The organism is Mesorhizobium sp. WSM4307, from assembly GCF_007003945.1.
Taxonomy (GTDB): Bacteria; Pseudomonadota; Alphaproteobacteria; order Rhizobiales; family Rhizobiaceae; genus Mesorhizobium.
This window is the reverse complement of sequence record NZ_VFTB01000005.1, coordinates 150,041-166,601: the sequence shown is the minus strand read 5'-3', so window position 1 is coordinate 166,601 and position 16,561 is coordinate 150,041. Positions and strand designations below refer to the sequence as shown.

Below are 16,561 nucleotides of genomic sequence, written 5' to 3'. Positions count from 1 at the left end.
GGCGGCGACCCGTTCTCGGTCCGGCCGGTTCAATTCGTCTTTCCCAACTCTTTTACGCTGCATACGAGCGATTCCGGAAACTGGCATGGCTCGCCGAGCGCGGTGAAGGCAACGCGTTCGACCTGCAGCGAAAGCTTGCGGCCCGGATCAGCGAAGGCGCCCATCCAACCCTTCATGGTGTCGCTGCCCCAAAGGCTGAAGAAGATCTTCTGCGCGTGGCTGGGCAGCTTCGCCGGGTCGGTGATGGTGTTCACCAGCTGGCCGTTGACGTACCAGCGCAAACTGTCCTTCTCCCAGACGAAGGCGTAGTCGTTGAAGGCCTTGTCGGTGCCGCCCGGCACCTCGACCAGCTTCTCGTTCTTGCCTTTACCGTCGATATAGGCGTTGACCTGCACCTTGGAGGTGTCCTTGGTCAGGATCTCGAAGTCGATCTCGTCCCAGGGCTGCTTGTCCGACGGGCCGATATAGGTGAAGAAGGCCGCGTTGAGGCCGGAACCGGTGTCGGTCTTCAGCCGCGCCTCATAGGTGCCATAACCAAAGCGCTGCTTGGTCTGGATCTCGCCGCAGGCGAACTCGCGATCCTTCAGCTTCTGTTTTCCGAAGCCGAGCGACAGCACACCGTCTGAAAGCTCGACCAGCCCCTTCGACCAGGTGCAATTCTGGTGGCTGCCGTTGCTCCAGCCGTCGGAGACATACCAGCGAGACTTGTCGAAGCTCTTGAAATCATCGACGAAAGAGGGAGCGGACTGGATATCCTGCGCATGGGATGGAGCCGCAAAGAGGCTGCCGAGAGCAGCCAGCAGCAATCCGCCGATCAAGCCCAACCGCCGCAGGTCGCCTTGCCGGATCTCATGCGCGACGGAGGTTGCGGCAATTGCTGTCGTGGACGTGGTTTTCGGATCTAAATTCATACCAAACTCACCTTTGTGCTGTGCGTCCCCAACCCAAAGTCGACGTTTGAACCGCTTCCAAACGGGCCAACCTTGGCCTCCTTTTCGAGCCCCCAGAAATCCCTCTCCTGTCCTGCATCATAGCTTTGAAGCTTGCATCATGCCTTTGAAGTAGTCTCACGCCCGGCTCGCGCCCGCGGGCCTGGCGAAATCCGCCGTGGCGGCCGAATTGGACTCCCCACCCGCGTCGAAGACCATATCGAGCGAATGACGCAGTTCCTTCATCAAACCGTGCTGGCGCGACAGTGCCGCGATGCGGCGCTCGCAATTCAGGATCGATTGCGTCAGCGCGCTGACTTCGGATGAGCGCTTCTCGGAAGCGGAGCCGTTTTCAATGGCTTCGACGAGAAAGGCCGCGTTGGTCGCCGTCTTGCGGTAGCGGCTCTCCAGACCGGTTTTCTCGGCTGCGATCTCGGCGGAGATCTGCTCGAACAGTTTCGCCAGCCGGTCGAGGCGGGCGATGTCGGCCTGCCGGTCGCGGGCAGGATCCCTTGATCTGAAGCCAAATATCGAGGCCATGGGCTTAAATTCCTGTCATCGCCGGCTTACTGCCGACCACTGGCCGATCCCCGCAAGCAGGGCTGAAAAGCTCGTACCGCATCGTCCAACTCCTTTGACGGGAGAGACGTCGGACCAATCCGATCGGGGGCCAGTTCGGTTGGTCGTTCGATTTGCTGCACCGCAACATAGACTGCCATCGTCGGAGCCGTGAGGCAACCACCCAATTCGTAAACTCTTAAATCCACTGGAAATGGTTTGCACAATGCGAATGCTGTTTGAGGGGTGACGCGGGCGCCCCTTACCGCTCCTTGCCCGCACTGGTCCCGGCCATCAGGAAACGCAACGGCGGCACGCGCTTTTGCCTGGACACAAGGCCAACGCGCCGAAACAGCGCCTCCAGCTTGTCGGACGCCACGCCCTGGACGATGGGGACCAGGTTGGATTGACTTGCAAAGGCGTAGGCCGCGGCCGAAGCCAGCCCGCGCTCGGCCTTCACGTCGAGGAAATTGCGCAGCCGGTATTTGTCGCGCACATGCCGCTCGTGCCGCCGCAGCACCGCCTTGGAGCCTTCCGGCAGGCTGTCTATCGCCAACAGCGCCAGATCGGCGTCGGCCAGCCGCTTCAGATCCTGCGTCTTGTGGCGGCCGCTGAGCGAATCAGCGCGTACGATGGCGCCGTAGCCGCAGGAACGGATGACCTTGAACCGCGCGCCGTGGGCGACCGCACGGGCGTAGAGTTCGTAGTCCTCGCCCAGCCGCAGGCTTTCGTCGTAGCGCAATCGGTGCCGATCGAGGAAGGCGCGGCTGATCACCGGCTTCAAGAAGCCCAGCTCGCCTCTTTGCACGCGGCGCCTGGAGATGTTGCCTTCGACGAAGCGCGCGAAGTCGAGGAATTCCGGATCGGCGGCAAAATCCGGAGCGACGATCTTGGTCGCGTCATCAGTCGCATCATCCCTGATGAGCATGATGTTGTCGGCCGCGAAATCCCAGTCGGCGGCGGCAAACAGATTGCGGAACCGGCCCCCGAGGAAGAAGTCGTCGGCATCCAGAATGCTGATGAACGGCGCTTTCGAACCGGCGATCGCGGCATTGCGCGCGAAGGAGGGGCCACGATTGACCTCAAGGCGCATGACCTTGAGCCGGCCGCTACCGTCGTCGGCGGCGCGGGCGACCTCGGCCGTATTGTCGGTAGAGCCGTCGTCGACGACAACGACCTCCGCCACCTCGGGCTCGCGCAATGCGGACGCGATGGCGACCGCGATCGTGCGTGCCGCGTTTTTGGCCGCGATGATCACGCAGACCTCTGATTTCGTCATCGACATGGGTTAGCCTCTTGCACAGGTTCCGATTTGCCCTCGCCCTGTACGTATTGCAACACCACCGCCATCACGGGCTGGCCGGCCGCTCGAAGATGCGGCGACTGATATCCGCCGACGCTGCCCAGCCAGCCTCGGCCAGGTAGCGGACGGGAGCCCTGCCGCACAATTCCCACAACACCGTTCGCCGCTGCGGCCACCGCAAGGATGACAGCCATGGCGCGATGACCATGTTGAGCAGGTCCTCGTTGCCGATGCGCGACAAGACCGGCTTGGCCCGCTCCGACAGAAGCGTGCCGGTGGCGCCCAGCAGCACATCGGCGGCGCGCAGGCCGAGCAGCAACGTGTCGTCCAGCCCCTGGCTCACCGCTGCATCCAGCACACGCTGCTGATCGGCCTCGCCAAGACGGTTGGCGCTGGCCCTGATATCGCAGACATAGCCGGCGCAGGGTTCGCGGTTGAACAGTGCCTTGGCGACGCTGATGCAGGACAGCATCAACGTGTCGGCGGCCGACGTGAACGGCACTTCGGTGCCGGTGATCTCGACCAGCCGCTTGCGCCGCAGGAAACCGTCGGCATCGCGCGGACTGGGCGAGCCGGGCTGCTGGAGGCGGTAATGAAGGTCGACCGTGGACGGCCCGTTGCCACGGATCATGTGCTGCTCGCCAAGGAAGCGGACCCACCAGACGGAGCGTGACTTGCCTGAGACCTCATAGCCGATCGAGCGCAGTGCGTTGCGTGCTTTCGCGAATCCGGACGGGGAAACCAGGATGTCGACATCGCCCGAAGGCTTCATGAAATGGTCGTCATAGAGCAGATGCTGCTGGAACGGACCTTTGAGAAAGACGAAATCGATCTGCCTGTCGCGCAGCGCTCGATGGATCGCCATCGAATCCATGAGACAGGCGGCGTTCATCGACACCGTCCGCCGGCGATAGGTGTCGAGCCATTGGAAAAGTACGGCGGGCCTTTCGGTGGCCGGGGCGCGCGACAGTGCTTTCAAAACGAAGGTGGCGACCTTGTTCAGCCTGGCGATATCGGCGACGGCGGCGGCGGAAAGGCTCGGCGTCGACACATTGCCGGCCAGAGCCGCCGCGCCTGAGAAATACAACCGCAGGCAGGCCTGCACATAGGCAATCTCGTCGGCACAGTCGGCGGCGCGCAGTCGTTCATAGGAACTTTCCGGCAAGGCCATTGAGCGCATGGTCTCCAAAATGCGGTTTGCACGGCGTTTATGCTGCAAGTGCGAAACAAAGCATCCTCAAAAACCTGGACGCCGTAAAGTCTTTCCTTTCGCAGTGCGAAATTTTGCAACCAGAGCGTTTGCCGCGCTTCCTCGATGCGGCGCAACATAAGGCTGAAATTCCGACGCAATCGTGGCGCTGCAGCTGATCATCGACACCAGCTGGCTAACAAGAATCCATCATTTTAGACATGCCTAAAAAAGTGTCATCGCTATGAGCTTTTTACGCAAGCAAATTCAATCGCTTAAAGAATCGCCCGTGCTGAAGGCAGACTGCACCGAGCTTCGGCTCGACAGAGGCGGAATCTTGAGCATTTGGCACACGCATGGTGACGCCCGCAACCCGTAATTGATTAACCAGAAGTAAATCCGGCTTGACTCATAAATGTTGCTATGCAGCTATTGCATCGCAGCATGAAAGTGCTGACGGCACTCGACAGGCCGTTTCCAGTCCTCAGTGGAGAGTAAAATGGAACAGAATGTTGAAAAGCATGAGTACGAAACGCCAAGCCTGACGGTCCATGGTTCGATCGAAACCATTACCCAGGGCGGTGGCGGCAGCACGGCAATCGACGCGTCGTTTCCGGCGCACACCCCGATTGGCGATCTGACGTTCTCCTGAGACTAGCTTGGTTCTGGAGGAGTGACGTTGGGCCTCCAGGATTGAAGACCGCAAATGGAGCCGGGGATGAAAATCCCCGACTTTCCGCTTTTTGAACTGACGACGCGTAGACCGTGTGTTGCTAACGAGGTTTTGGCATGAACTGGAACCCATCCGAGCACGATTGCGTAAGGGCCACCGGGGATGCGGTGGCCTGTGAATTCGGCGATGGCCTGGCGCTTCTCAACCTGAAATCCAATATCTATTACAGCCTCAACAGCGTCGGTGCGTTCATCTGGGAGCAGATCCAGGAGCCGAAGTCGATCGCCGATATCCGCAGCGCCGTGCTTGCGCGCTACAATGTCGACGCCGAGCGCTGCAAGGCTGACGTCGACGCCTTGCTTAAGGGCTTCGCCGAAAACGGACTTGCGAGGCTGCACAATGAGGCACTTGTCTAGGCAGGTTCCGCAGAAGGCCATGATCTCGCGGCAGAGACCTGCGATGGACCAAAGACCGAGGCCTGCCAAACGCCGGCCCGGCCGGGGATTGGCCAGGATCCTGTCCCTGAGCGGCTCGGAAGCCCTTTTCCTCTGCCACTGCCTGCTGGTGGTCGCGACCGTCCGGCTGGGGCTGACCTTGTTTTCCTACAACCGTGTTCGCGGCATGGTGACCCGGTTCGACGCGCGCCAGTGCGCCAGCATGGGCGAACTGCGGCTCGTCGCCTGGGGGGTTGCCGCGGCCGCACGGTTCGTGCCGCGCGCCACCTGCCTTACCCAGGCGCTTTCGGGCCAATACATTCTCGCACGCCAGGGCAATGCCTCCAACATCCGCATCGGCATCGAACGCGGCACGGGCGAGCAGTTGAAGGCGCATGCCTGGCTGGTCAGCGACAACCATGTCGTGCTTGGCGGCTCCGTCGATGGTTTCGCGCATCTGGTCGACCACGGCAGCCGATGAGCGGCGTGGTCGGAATCCTGCTGCGACAGGGACACGCTGTAGCGGTCCGGGGACACGCGGTAGCGGTCCGAGGACACGCTGAAACGGTCCGGGGACACGCGCCGGCGGACGCGGCGACCGATATCCAGCGGATGCTGGCCCGCATGCGCCATCGCGGTCCCGACGGAAATTCATGGTGGCTGGACAGCGCCGTCGCCCTTGGCCACGCCTGGCTCAACACCACGGATGAAGCCGGCCCCGGCCCGCTGACGATGGCCGGCGGCAAGCTCGCCATCACCGCCGATTGCCGGCTGGACAATCGCGACGAGCTGATGGCGAGGCTTGGCATACGCGACAGGTCGGTTGCGGACGCCGTATTGCTGATGCGGGCCTATCTGCGCTGGGGCGAAGCCTGCCCCGTGCATCTGCAGGGCGATTTCGCCTTTGCCATCTGGGACGCCGAGCGGCAGCTGCTGTTCTGCGCGCGCGACCATTTCGGGGTCAAGCCATTCTACTACCACGCGGCGGACCGGCGTTTTGCCTTTGCCTCCGAGATCGGGCCTATGCTTGGGCTTGACGGGGTCGGCGCGCGCATCAGCGAGCATCGGATTTCGGGATTCCTGGCCGGGCTTCCCGACGACCCGCAATCCACCCCCTACAGCGATATCTTCAGCCTGCCGGCGCGTCACAGCCTGACGGTCACCGCGCAACAAGTGGTGCTGCGCCGATACTGGCAGATCGAGCCGTCGGCACGACCGCCGCGGTCGGATGCGGCGGAGGAATTCGCGCATCTGTTTTCGCAATCGGTGCGCAATCGCATGCGCGGAAGCCCGTCGGTCGGCGCGATGCTGAGCGGCGGCCTCGATTCCTCCTCGATCGCCTGTGTCGCCGGCCTGCAGAACGCCGCCGAGCGGAAACCCAGGCTGCCGACCTTTTCGCTGGTTTTCGAGAAGGGCTCGTCGATGGACGAACGGGTCTTCATCGATGCGGTGCTCGATCAGCAGAAGACCGATCCGACATTGATCCCCGTCGGCAATTATGCGCCCTTCGCCGAGTTCGAACGGGTGCTGGAGGAACAGGAGGGCACCTTCCTGGCGCCGGGCCTGACGCTGACCCGCGGCATCTACCGGACGGCGGGCGCAAAAGGCGTCAAGGTGCTGCTCGACGGCCATGGCGGCGACGAGGTCGTCTCACAGGGACATGGCCATCTGCACGAGCTTGCCAATGGCGGAAGGTGGCTGGACCTTTGGCGCGAGGTTCGCAGCGCCTCCAACACCTATGGCGACAGCACGCTCGGCCTTTATTTCCAGTTCCTGACCCTTTACGGACCGGCCTGGCGCATCGCCAAGGCGAGACAGCTGGCGAACCGTGCCCTCAACAGGATACGCAAGCCCACGCAAATGCAGCGCGGCCGCAGCTGGCGCGACCTGATCAATCCGGACCTGGCCAGGCGGACCGAACTCATCGACCGCTTCCATCGGGCCGGCTACATGCCGCCCGGCGTCCAGGCCAGCGACGCGCTCAGCCATCGCTGGATCCTGTCCAACGGCTATGTGCCGCACTCTTTCGAAGTGCTCGACAAGGCCGCTGCCAATTTCGGCGTCGAGCCGCGCTATCCGTTCTGGGACAAGCCGCTGGTCGAATTCTGCCTGGCGCTGCCGGGCGAGGAGAAACTCAGCCACGGCTTTGGCCGCTACGTGTTGCGGCGGGCGATGGAGGGCATCCTGCCGGCAGCGGTGCAGTGGCGGCGCGACAAGATCGATTTCACCGCCAATCTCGTCAACGGCATGGTGCGCAACCACCGCGACCTCCTGCAACAGCTGCTGGTTTCGGATGCCGGCCGTATCGCGCCCTATGTCAACCTGCCGCAGGTGAGCGCCGCCTATGCGCGGCTGCTGCGCCAGCCCGATCAGGCAGCGCCGCTGGATGTCCAGTATGTCTGGCGTTCGGCCTCGCTGTCGTTGTGGCTGCGGCAGGTCCAGCACGGCGGGAGCCCCGCATGATGCCGCGCAACCAGCCGCTCGCCACATATGTCGGCGATCCCCCCCATGGCCGGACCACGAGGGAGCGTCGCTACTACCGGGCTTACGGCCTGACCGTGGCGTCCGACGTGGCGCTGCCCGAGCTGGAGCCGGCGGAGCCGGCTGCGGCGGATATACTGATCGCCATCGGCACGATCGACATGCCGAAGCCTTCGTCCGAGGCCGCGACGATCTTCCGCTTTGAGCCGGACCGGCAATATCTGGCTTGGCATGCCGTCGGCGCCTTCCTGATCAGCGATGCCAGCCGCATCGACATCGAGCCGGCACCCGGCGTCGATGACGCCCTGCTTGCCTTTCCACTGCTTGGGCCGGTGATGGCGCTGCTGCTGCACCAGCGCAGCCTGCTCGTCCTGCATGCAAGCGCCATCGCGGTGGCCGGCAGGGGAGCCATCTTCATGGGCGACAAGGGTGCCGGCAAATCGACCACGGCAAGCGCCATGATCCGGGCCGGTCATCATCTGCTTACCGACGATGTCGTGGCGCTCGATCTCGCCAGGCCGGACGCGCCGATGATCGTTCCGGGCTTTCCCCAGATCAAGCTTGCCGCGGACGCCGCGGCCGCGATCTCGCTTGGCCAGGCGGAGGTGCGGCCGCAAGTGCATCCGGCGATCGAGAAGATGCGGCACCGCCTGCATGGCGCCTTCTCCGGCGGCATGGTGCCGGCGACCAGGATCTATGTCCTCGAGCGCGGTGCGAAGGCCGCGATCACGCCCTTGCCCGGCATTGCCGCCCTGCCGGCGATCATCAAGTTCTCCTATGTGACGCGGTTCGGCCGCGCGGCGCTCCCTGGCGATTTCGCGGCGCTGCATCTTCGCCAATGTTCAGCAATCGCTAACCATATCGGCGTGTTCCGGCTGGAAGTTCCGACCGGCCTCGACAGGATTGGCGAGGCCGTGGCGCTGATCGAAGGCGACCTGGCGGCCGGGGATCTGGCGGCCCCGGACCTCACGACCAGAGAGCTGGCGGCCGGCCGTCGGCAGCGGTGAGCGCAATCATGTCGAAATCTTCGATCCTTCGCCTGTCGCTGTTTCGCGATGTCGCCGCGTTCGGCGCCGTCATCGCCCAGATCGGCGGGCGGCGGACCTGGACGGCACTGCTGTTCCTGATCCTCGGCAGCCTGACGGAAGGCATTTCGATCCTGCTGCTTGTGCCGCTGCTGCACCTGGTCGGGCGCGCCGACCAGGATTTCGCGGTCCGCTTGCCGAACAATGATTTCGTGCGCTGGCTGGTGCCCGAGGGAACGCTGCAACTGACGACGGTGCTGTGCGCGCTGGTCGGGCTCGTTGCCGTGCAGGCAGCATTCAACCGCTTCAAGTCGGTCTACATGGCCAGGCTTCTCTTCGATTTCGTCAACCGTTTGCGCATGAACCTGTTCGAGAGCATCGGCAAGGCGCGCTGGGGCGTGTTCTCGCGCATGCGAAGCTCCGATCTCGACCATGCCCTGACCGGCGACATCGATCGCGTCCAGGGCGCCGCCTTCTCGCTTTTGATGCTGGTGCAGATCGCGGTGCTTTTGGTGGGCTATCTCGTGATCTCGATGTTCATCTCGCCGGTGATGACGGCGTTTGCGATCGTCATCGGCATCGTGATGTTCATAGCGCTGCAGCCGTTTCGCGCGCGCGCCACCGCTTTCGGGCGTGTCCTGACCAGCAATCGCCAGGATCAGTACCGCACGGTCTCGGAGTTCCTCGGCGGCATCAAGGTGGCCAAGAGCCTGAATGTCGAGGCCAGCTATTTCGCGCAGTTGCGGTCGACGTTGGAAAAGATGAAGGCCGACAATATCGACTATGTGCGCAACAGCTCGATCGGCACCGCGGTGTTCCAGGTGGCGAGCGTGGTAGGCCTCAGCCTGTTCATCTATGTGGCGCTGGTCCGCTTCAACCTGTCGCTGGCCGAGATTGTCGTTCTGCTTCTCGTCTTCATGCGCATCGCGCCGCGCTTCATGGACATGCAGACGCAGGCCCAGCAGGTGCTGATCAACCTGCCTGCCTATACGGCCATGCGCAGCCTGCAGGCCCGTTTCGACGCCGAGCGCGAACCCGGCCATGCCGAATCCGGGGATGCCGGCAAGCTGTCGCTCGATACCGGGCTGAACATTCGCGGCGTCTCCTTCGGCTACGACGACGGCTCCGGCAAGGCAGTGGTGAGCGACATCACCTTCGGTCTCCCTGCCGGAAAAGTCACCGCCCTGATCGGCCCCTCGGGATCGGGCAAGAGCACGATCGCCGACATGCTGCTCGGCCTGCTCGAGCCGACCGCCGGCAAGATCCTGGTCGACGGCGTCGAGATCGATGCCGGCAATCGCCGGCGCTGGCGTGATCAGGTGGCCTATGTGCCGCAGGACGTGTTCCTGCTGCATGACACGATCGCGGCGAACCTGCGCCTTGCCGCGCCGCAGGCCAGCGACGACGATCTGTGGATCGCGCTGCGCGCCGCTCATGCCGGTGACTTCGTCGAACGGCTCGACTTGCAGCTCAAGACGGTGGTCGGCGATCGCGGCGTACGGCTCTCCGGCGGCGAGCGCCAACGCATTGCGCTGGCGCGTGCGCTGCTGCGCAAGCCGTCGCTGCTCATCCTCGATGAGGCGACCAGCGCGCTCGACTGGCAGAACCAGTCGCTGATCGCCCGGTCGATCGACGGCTTGCGCGGCGCGATGACCATCCTGACCATCGCGCACCGGCCATCGATGATCGCCTTCGCCGACTGGGTGGTGGCGATGGAAGACGGCCGTATCGTGGAGGTCGGCCAGTATCAGCGGCTGAAGGCCAAGCCGGCGAGCCGGCTGTCGAGGATGCTGTCGGGGGAACAATCGGAAACCGAACCCGCCGATGTGGCCTGAGGCCGCGGATACCTTTGCAGGAGCTAATGCAGGCTGCGCCGGGCGTTGCCCAGCTTCTCGCCTTCGGTCACGTCGGGCGCACTCAGCTTTCTCTCAGCTTCGCGCAGCCTGTCGGCTTGCGTCGGCGCACTCCTGGCGATCATGGCATAGACGAGGACGAAATAGCCGGCCTGGATGATACCGGCACAGATGATGACGCGCATCAGCGTCATGCCCAGCGAAGCGCCGCCAAGCCATGACCAGGCGACGACGATTGCAAGAGCGAAAATCATCCCAACGATGAATTTTGGAAGCGACATACCCAACAGCCCATAAACCGGCCCGGGTTATATCAAACGATAGCCCCACCCGAGCGCCGTCCCTTGTCATGCGGGCTTGTAGAGGTGCCCGCTATCGGCCGGTTGCTTCCGGCCTTTCAACCTGTCGCCACTCTGACAGGTATAATTTGCAATTCTATTAAGGCGAGCAGAAGGCGGCAAGGGCAACCGCACATATTTTTGATTGAGCTTGCGCGATCGACTCTGGCATGCTGCAACGCACACCACCGCAATTCACTCAACCTGCAGCCGCCGACCCGTTTCAGTACAATTCCCAATATTATGTAGTATTTTATGTTAATAGTCAGGAACTTTGCGCCTTCCTAAAGCTCTAATATGTACCATTCCGGGCCTGCGAGAACGCCTTGCCCCAGATTCGCCGCGAAAAGAGCCGCATTTTTTTACGCTTGCCCATTTATTGTCACAATTGTGCTAAACATCCTGAAAAATGTGCATCGCTAGCTTATTATTTAGTCAATTCATGACGTGACTATTTCAGCGGGCCGGGAAATTGTGTGTTGCGCTGCAACATTTTTTTGGTATCGTGTGGTGAACCATTCGTTCAACGCATGGAGTTTCCGCATGAGGGATATTGCCAAGTCGGCCACGGCGGGCTTTTCGCAGGCTGACACCGATTTTCCGCCGCCTATCGGCGGCCTCATCAAGCGCAGCTTCGATATTGTCGGTTCACTGGTTGGTCTGATCGCGCTCAGCCCGCTGTTCATCATGGTAGCGCTGCTGGTCAAATTTTCCGACGGTGGATCGATTTTCTACGGCCATCGGCGAATCGGGCGCGGCGGACGGATTTTTCCGTGCCTGAAATTCCGCACCATGGTTCCGGACGGTGACAAGGTGCTGGCCGCCTATCTCGCCACCAATCCGGAGGCCAATGCGGAATGGATAGCGACCCGCAAGCTGAAGAACGATCCGCGCGTCACCCGTGTCGGCGCGGTGTTGCGGAAGCTCAGCCTCGACGAATTGCCGCAGATCATCAACATCCTGCAGGGCGATATGAGCCTTGTCGGGCCTCGCCCGGTGGTGCGCGACGAGCTGGAAATCTACGGCAGCGCCGCCGTCTACTATCTGAAGTCGCGGCCCGGCCTGACCGGCCTGTGGCAGGTCAGCGGCCGCAACGACGTCTCCTACGACAGCCGCGTCGCCTTCGACCGCCACTATGTCGAGAACTGGTCGCTGTTCGGCGACGTGCGCATCATCATCAAGACTGTGCCGGCCGTCTGGATGTCACGCGGCTCCTACTGACCGGACGCCGGGACCAGGCATCCGGCGGCAAGGTCATCGGGCGATGGGGCTAAAACGGATCGGAACGTTCAGTTGAAAAAAGACATGTTCGAAGCTTTTGGCAGCGGCCGCTTTTCCGGCCGCTCTCGGCTTATGGCCACCTGCCTTGCGATGTCGCTCGCTTTGCTTCCCCAGGTCGCCATCTCAGGCGAATACCAGCTCGGCTCGCAGGACAAACTCAACATCCGTATAGCCGAATGGCAGACCGTCGAAGGCACGTTCCGCGACTGGTCGGCGGTGAACGGCGAATACACGATCGGCCCGGCCGGCACGCTGTCGGTGCCTTTCGTCGGCGAGTTGCCGGCGGCCGGCAAGACCACGGCGGAAGTCGCGGCGGCAATCGGCGAGGCACTGCAGCACAAGCTCGCTCTGTCGGACAAGCCCGAGGCCTCGGTCGAGATGGCGCAGTTCCGGCCCTTCTATATTTCGGGCGAAGTGCAGAATCCCGGCCAGTTTCCTTTTGTGCCCGAACTGACGGTGCTGAAAGCGATCAGCGTCGCCGGCGGCATCAGGCGCAGCGCCGATTACGGTCCCCAGCTCGGCAAGGACCTGGTCACCGCCAAGGGCAATTTCGATATCTCCGACGACCAGCGCGTCCGGCTGCTCGTCAGGCGCGCCCGCATCGATGCCGATCTGGCCGGCAAGGCAAGTTTCGAAGCGCCCAAAGAGGTCGAGGGCGATCCGCGGCTGCCGACCATCGTCGCCGACGAAATGACGATCCTGACCGCAGATCAGAAGGCGCTGAAGCTGAAGCTCGAGGCGCTCGACGATCTCAAGAGTGTCCTTCAGTCCGAAATCGAATCACTGCAGAAGAAGATCGTCAACCAGCAGAAGCAGGTCGACCTGGCGCAGCAGCAGCTCACCAGTATCGGTCCGCTGGCGCAGAAGGGACTGGTCGCCAATGCGCGACTGCTGGATTCGCAGCAGTCCGTCACCGACCTGCAGGGCAAGATCCTCGACTACGAGACGGCCATTCTCACCGCCAAGCAGTCGATCAGCAAGGCGACGCAGGATGCCATCGATGCCCAGAACACGTTGAGCTCGAGCCTCGCCGCCGACCGGCAGCAGACCGAAGCCGACCTGAACGAGGCCGCGCTGAAGGTGAACATGCAGAAAGGCCTGATAGCCCAGGCCAGCGATCCCGCGACGACGGCCGCCATCACCAATGGCCAGCAGCCTACCCTGCTTTATTCGCTGGTGCGCAATGTCGACGGCAAGACCAGCGAAATCGCGGCGAAGGAAGAAACACCGGTGCTGCCCGGCGACGTGATCAAGGTCAAGCTGGCACCGCTGGCCAGCCAATAGGTCGCGGACTTCGGCGCGATCCAGCCGCTCCGATCCATCGCACAACGAGTTCCAACCTCCACCAGGCCCGTCTGGTGGAGGTTTTGCCATGATGAGCGATCCAGGCCGCGAAATGATAGAGCGTTTCACCGTTTCACGGAAACGGCGAGCCGTTCCATCTCTTTGTTCCGACGCAATTCCCAAGGGAAACCGCCACGCGCTTTTCCCGGAATTGCTCCAGAGCGCGCCGCCTCGAAGGACGGGAATGTCTCGTTACCGCAAGGCGCTATGCGCCTTTGGGCAACGTGGATGGGCTCATGATGGATCGGCTGCGGCCGGACGGCCGACATGCCGGGGCCAGGCCGGCTCGCCCCTTGCCGCCGCATCCGCCGGCTCGAAGGCCGGCGACCAGCGCGTGCGGGTGACCGGCAGCCGTGCCAGCTTGAAGTAGCTGAAATACATCAGGAAGGAGCCCATAATGTAGGGGTTGAGGACCTCGACCTCGACGAAGGAGCGGATGAGCAGCAACACCATCACGCCGAACAGCACCACCGATTCGGCCTGCCATGCCTTGAAAATCACCGTCGAGACATGGCCGTAGAGCGTGCGCAGCATGATCAGCGAGATCATCACCGCTCCGGTGAAGCCGAGTTCGACAAGCGCCTCGACATAGGTGTTGTGGAAATGGAAGCCGGTGCGGGTGGTGATGTAGAATTCATTCCACAGCCGCTCGGCCTCGGCAAAGCCCTGCACCCAATAGGCGGCATAGCCGACGCCGAGGATCGGCGAGCGCTGCGCGGCGTTCCAGCCCTGCTCCCACAGATAGGTCCGCCCGGTGAGCGTCGAATCCTTGCCGAAGAGGCCAAGCACGAAGTCCATGAGCCCGAGATTGAGGGCCACAACGGCCACCACCACGATCAGGCCGGCGCCGACCAGGAAGATCACCCGGCGATAGCGCCGTGACAAAAGCTTGGTCATGGCAAGAAGCGCGATCAGCGCCAGGACCGCCGGTATCGAGGCCATCGACGTGGCGGAATGCGAAATGACCAGCAGGTAGGCCGACAACAGCACGACAGGCACGGTCAGGATGAAACTCAGCCGGCCACGCCGCAGGAAAGCGAGGAACACCACGGAGAAATAGATGCCGAGCGAGCCGACGAAGCCGATCTGGTTCTTGGAGGCAAAAGCGCCGACGAAATTGTAGGTGCCGTCAAGGACGTCCTCGGAATAGGCCCCGACCTTGAGCGAATAGAGCATGACGAAGAAAATCCCGACCAGGGCGCCGAGCGTCAGGGTGCGCACGCTGACGGTGCGCGCCGCGACATAGGCACAGGCGATGTGGGACAGGTACTGGACCGCCGTTCTGGCGGTGACGCCGGGCGCCTGCGACCAGAAGATGGAAAAACAGATATAGGCCGCGAACAGCAGCGGCAGCCAGGCGCTGGAGAGCTGGCGCAGGAAGCGCCGGTAGTCGACCAGGACGAGCGGAAGCCAGACGGCGTAGTAGGCCAGGATCAGCACCTGGCCGAAAATGACGGAATAGGAGAACGCCCAGATCGAAACGGCAACGGCAAAAGCGCCGTAGACCGAGTTCCTCTCGGGATCGACCAGCAGGGACTTTGGAATTTTCATCTCAGAGTCCGGTCGGCGCGGCCCAAGACCAGCAAATCCGGCAGGCGGCAGGCCAGCCGGCATATCCGCAAAGAGGGGCGTGCAATAAACGGCATCTCCATTGTGCAGTGCAATATAGCCTATCGCACCGCATGCTCAATGGCAAATCCGGTCACCTTGTCTTACATCAGGGCAGTTCACCGTTTAACGGAAACGGCGAACCGCTCTAACTCTTTGTTTTGACGCTATTCCGGACGGAAAACCGTTCACACTTTTCCTGGAATTACTCTAGCAGACGGCGAGAGCAGCCGGTGGTCCGTCCCGCGACAGCCGCCTGGATCAGCAACGAGAACGCTACCACAGTGCTCCGCCGGTGATCTGGATGTTTTCCATGGTGATGCCCGTGGCCAAATCCGAGCAGAGGAACACCGCCAGTGGAGCCCCAGGGCTGCGTGCCCTCGAAGTCCATGAAAGCCTGTGGCCGGAACTGTCGCAGCCCGAGCGGGAACTGGTGCAGCTGGTCCTCGCCGGCCATCCGACAGCCAACATCGCCGAGCGTCTCGGCATCACCGTCGGAACCGTCAAGAACCACCGCCGGCGCATCTATGAAAAGCTCGACATCACCACCGAGCGGGAGCTGTTTTTGCAGTTCTTTCAGCACCGATAGCACCCCTGCTGGCCTACCAATATCCCGTTCAGCGAGCCCGATCCCGCCTTGAATTTGGTTGCCGTTGACTTCACATTCGCCACCGATTGGGAGAAAGACCAGATGCCGAACTTCGCGGGACGCTTCGCTGGCCGGTCAGCCGTCATCACCGGCGGAGCCTCGGGCATCGGCCTGGCGGTCGCACAACGGATCGTCGAGGAAGGCGGGCGCGTCTGCGTCTGGGACCGTGATCCGGCCCAGATCGAACAGGCGAAAACTCTCATCCCTGGCCTGCATGGTGTCGCCATTGACGTCGCCGATGCCGCCGGCGTCGAAGGCGCCGCCGCAAGGACGATCGAAGCGCTTGGCGGCGTCGACATTCTGGTGACCAGCGCGGCCATCACCGGACCGAACATGACAACCTGGGCCTATTCGACCGAGGATTGGCAGAAGGTCATCGACATCAACATCAACGGCGTCTTCTACTGCAACAAGGCGCTGGTGCCGCACATGCTGGAACGCAATTATGGCCGCATCGTCAACATCGCCTCGATCGCCGGCAAGGAAGGCAATCCCAACGCTTCCGCCTACAGCACGTCCAAAGCCGCCGTGATCGGGCTGACCAAGTCGCTCGGCAAGGAACTGGCCAAGACCAAGGTGACGGTGAATTGCGTGACGCCGGCGGCTGTGCGCACAGCGATCTTCAAGCAGATGAAACAGGAGCACATCGACTTCATGCTGTCCAAGATTCCGATGGCGCGCTTTGGCGAGGTCGAGGAAGTGGCGGCGCTGATCTGCTGGATCGCCTCGGAAGAATGCTCGTTCACGACCGCCGCCGTCTTCGACGTTTCCGGTGGCCGCGCCACGTATTGATCCGGGCCGGAACATCCCCACATTGGCCGGTGCAACTACAAATCCGCGTGACGAGGCAACGATCGGAACTGGACACGCGTATAGTCGCTGACGTCTGTATTGGC

At 62.4% G+C, this 16,561-nt stretch carries 15 protein-coding genes and 2 pseudogenes; 10 read left to right on the top strand and 7 right to left on the bottom strand.

Annotated features, from left to right (window positions below; genetic code table 11):
* Positions 1-29 precede the first annotated feature (29 nt).
* The 4 genes from FJV83_RS13505 to FJV83_RS13490 form a co-directional block, all read right to left on the bottom strand.
* Positions 30-911 (bottom strand): family 16 glycosylhydrolase, encoded by an 882-nt coding sequence (locus FJV83_RS13505; RefSeq protein WP_095787158.1) that lies wholly within the window; start codon positions 909-911, stop codon positions 30-32.
* Positions 912-1,067: 156 nt separating this feature from the next.
* The gene (locus tag FJV83_RS13500) at positions 1,068-1,469 is read right to left on the bottom strand and encodes a hypothetical protein (RefSeq protein WP_142876220.1); all 402 of its coding nucleotides are present in this window, start codon (positions 1,467-1,469) and stop codon (positions 1,068-1,070) included.
* 280 nt (positions 1,470-1,749) lie between these two features.
* On the bottom strand, positions 1,750-2,772 hold the full coding sequence (locus tag FJV83_RS13495; protein WP_142876219.1) for a glycosyltransferase: 1,023 nt from the start codon (positions 2,770-2,772) through the stop codon (positions 1,750-1,752).
* Between the two features lie 64 nt (positions 2,773-2,836).
* Entirely contained in the window at positions 2,837-3,961 is a 1,125-nt protein-coding gene (locus tag FJV83_RS13490) for a nucleotidyltransferase family protein (RefSeq protein ID WP_095792016.1), read from the bottom strand.
* A 517-nt stretch (positions 3,962-4,478) separates the two neighbouring features.
* Between FJV83_RS13490 and FJV83_RS13485 the strand changes: the two genes are divergently transcribed.
* The 6 genes from FJV83_RS13485 to FJV83_RS13460 all read left to right on the top strand — a co-directional run bounded on the left by FJV83_RS13485 (position 4,479) and on the right by FJV83_RS13460 (position 10,427).
* Positions 4,479-4,631, top strand: coding sequence for a lasso peptide (locus FJV83_RS13485; protein ID WP_010913078.1), 153 nt, complete (start codon positions 4,479-4,481; stop codon positions 4,629-4,631).
* Positions 4,632-4,768: 137 nt separating this feature from the next.
* The gene (locus tag FJV83_RS13480; RefSeq protein ID WP_095792017.1) at positions 4,769-5,068 is read left to right on the top strand and encodes a PqqD family protein; all 300 of its coding nucleotides are present in this window, start codon (positions 4,769-4,771) and stop codon (positions 5,066-5,068) included.
* Positions 5,069-5,111: 43 nt separating this feature from the next.
* A complete protein-coding gene (locus FJV83_RS13475) occupies positions 5,112-5,567 on the top strand; it encodes a lasso peptide biosynthesis B2 protein (protein ID WP_246691856.1) in 456 nt (151 codons plus the stop codon).
* A complete protein-coding gene (locus tag FJV83_RS13470; RefSeq protein ID WP_246688937.1) occupies positions 5,564-7,549 on the top strand; it encodes a lasso peptide isopeptide bond-forming cyclase in 1,986 nt (661 codons plus the stop codon). The genes FJV83_RS13475 and FJV83_RS13470 overlap by 4 nt, the downstream gene beginning before the upstream one ends.
* On the top strand, positions 7,546-8,574 hold the full coding sequence (locus FJV83_RS13465) for a serine kinase (protein ID WP_142886139.1): 1,029 nt from the start codon (positions 7,546-7,548) through the stop codon (positions 8,572-8,574). The genes FJV83_RS13470 and FJV83_RS13465 overlap by 4 nt, the downstream gene beginning before the upstream one ends.
* Positions 8,575-8,582: 8 nt before the next feature.
* Complete coding sequence (locus FJV83_RS13460; protein WP_142876216.1) at positions 8,583-10,427, top strand: ABC transporter ATP-binding protein; 1,845 nt, start codon at positions 8,583-8,585, stop codon at positions 10,425-10,427.
* Between the two features lie 23 nt (positions 10,428-10,450).
* Here the strand turns inward: FJV83_RS13460 and FJV83_RS13455 are convergent, their stop codons facing one another.
* The gene (locus FJV83_RS13455) at positions 10,451-10,726 is read right to left on the bottom strand and encodes an exopolysaccharide production repressor exox (RefSeq protein ID WP_095771639.1); all 276 of its coding nucleotides are present in this window, start codon (positions 10,724-10,726) and stop codon (positions 10,451-10,453) included.
* Positions 10,727-11,326: 600 nt separating this feature from the next.
* On the opposite strand from FJV83_RS13455, the gene FJV83_RS13450 reads away from it, so the two are divergent.
* Positions 11,327-12,004, top strand: a complete 678-nt coding sequence (locus FJV83_RS13450; RefSeq protein ID WP_095771942.1) for a sugar transferase — start codon at positions 11,327-11,329, stop codon at positions 12,002-12,004.
* Between the two features lie 84 nt (positions 12,005-12,088).
* Entirely contained in the window at positions 12,089-13,348 is a 1,260-nt protein-coding gene (locus FJV83_RS13445) for a polysaccharide biosynthesis/export family protein (protein WP_185973397.1), read from the top strand.
* A 294-nt stretch (positions 13,349-13,642) separates the two neighbouring features.
* Here the strand turns inward: FJV83_RS13445 and FJV83_RS13440 are convergent, their stop codons facing one another.
* Both FJV83_RS13440 and FJV83_RS37695 read right to left on the bottom strand, forming a co-directional pair.
* The gene (locus FJV83_RS13440; RefSeq protein WP_142886137.1) at positions 13,643-14,959 is read right to left on the bottom strand and encodes an O-antigen ligase; all 1,317 of its coding nucleotides are present in this window, start codon (positions 14,957-14,959) and stop codon (positions 13,643-13,645) included.
* Positions 14,960-15,292: 333 nt separating this feature from the next.
* Positions 15,293-15,379, bottom strand: a pseudogene (locus FJV83_RS37695) (3-oxoacyl-ACP reductase); the annotation flags it as partial.
* Between the two features lie 34 nt (positions 15,380-15,413).
* On the opposite strand from FJV83_RS37695, the pseudogene FJV83_RS13430 reads away from it, so the two are divergent.
* Both FJV83_RS13430 and FJV83_RS13425 read left to right on the top strand, forming a co-directional pair.
* Positions 15,414-15,605, top strand: a pseudogene (locus FJV83_RS13430) (helix-turn-helix transcriptional regulator); the annotation flags it as partial.
* Positions 15,606-15,707: 102 nt separating this feature from the next.
* Complete coding sequence (locus tag FJV83_RS13425) at positions 15,708-16,457, top strand: SDR family NAD(P)-dependent oxidoreductase (protein WP_142886136.1); 750 nt, start codon at positions 15,708-15,710, stop codon at positions 16,455-16,457.
* Positions 16,458-16,561 lie beyond the last annotated feature (104 nt).

Excerpts from the sequence above, each read along its gene's own strand:
- FJV83_RS13475 (WP_246691856.1), top strand. The coding sequence starts at position 5,112 with ATGGACCAAAGACCGAGGCCTGCCAAACGCCGGCCCGGCCGGGGATTG.
- FJV83_RS13470 (WP_246688937.1), top strand. The coding sequence starts at position 5,564 with ATGAGCGGCGTGGTCGGAATCCTGCTGCGACAGGGACACGCTGTAGCG.
- FJV83_RS13425 (WP_142886136.1), top strand. The coding sequence starts at position 15,708 with ATGCCGAACTTCGCGGGACGCTTCGCTGGCCGGTCAGCCGTCATCACC.
- FJV83_RS13500 (WP_142876220.1), bottom strand. The coding sequence starts at position 1,469 with ATGGCCTCGATATTTGGCTTCAGATCAAGGGATCCTGCCCGCGACCGG.
- FJV83_RS13455 (WP_095771639.1), bottom strand. The coding sequence starts at position 10,726 with ATGTCGCTTCCAAAATTCATCGTTGGGATGATTTTCGCTCTTGCAATC.
- FJV83_RS13495 (WP_142876219.1), bottom strand. The coding sequence starts at position 2,772 with ATGTCGATGACGAAATCAGAGGTCTGCGTGATCATCGCGGCCAAAAAC.
- FJV83_RS13490 (WP_095792016.1), bottom strand. The coding sequence starts at position 3,961 with ATGGCCTTGCCGGAAAGTTCCTATGAACGACTGCGCGCCGCCGACTGT.
- FJV83_RS13505 (WP_095787158.1), bottom strand. The coding sequence starts at position 911 with ATGAATTTAGATCCGAAAACCACGTCCACGACAGCAATTGCCGCAACC.
- FJV83_RS13440 (WP_142886137.1), bottom strand. The coding sequence starts at position 14,959 with ATGAAAATTCCAAAGTCCCTGCTGGTCGATCCCGAGAGGAACTCGGTC.
- FJV83_RS13460 (WP_142876216.1), top strand. The coding sequence starts at position 8,583 with ATGTCGAAATCTTCGATCCTTCGCCTGTCGCTGTTTCGCGATGTCGCC.
- FJV83_RS13450 (WP_095771942.1), top strand. The coding sequence starts at position 11,327 with ATGAGGGATATTGCCAAGTCGGCCACGGCGGGCTTTTCGCAGGCTGAC.
- FJV83_RS13445 (WP_185973397.1), top strand. The coding sequence starts at position 12,089 with ATGTTCGAAGCTTTTGGCAGCGGCCGCTTTTCCGGCCGCTCTCGGCTT.
- FJV83_RS13465 (WP_142886139.1), top strand. The coding sequence starts at position 7,546 with ATGATGCCGCGCAACCAGCCGCTCGCCACATATGTCGGCGATCCCCCC.
- FJV83_RS13485 (WP_010913078.1), top strand. The coding sequence starts at position 4,479 with ATGGAACAGAATGTTGAAAAGCATGAGTACGAAACGCCAAGCCTGACG.
- FJV83_RS13480 (WP_095792017.1), top strand. The coding sequence starts at position 4,769 with ATGAACTGGAACCCATCCGAGCACGATTGCGTAAGGGCCACCGGGGAT.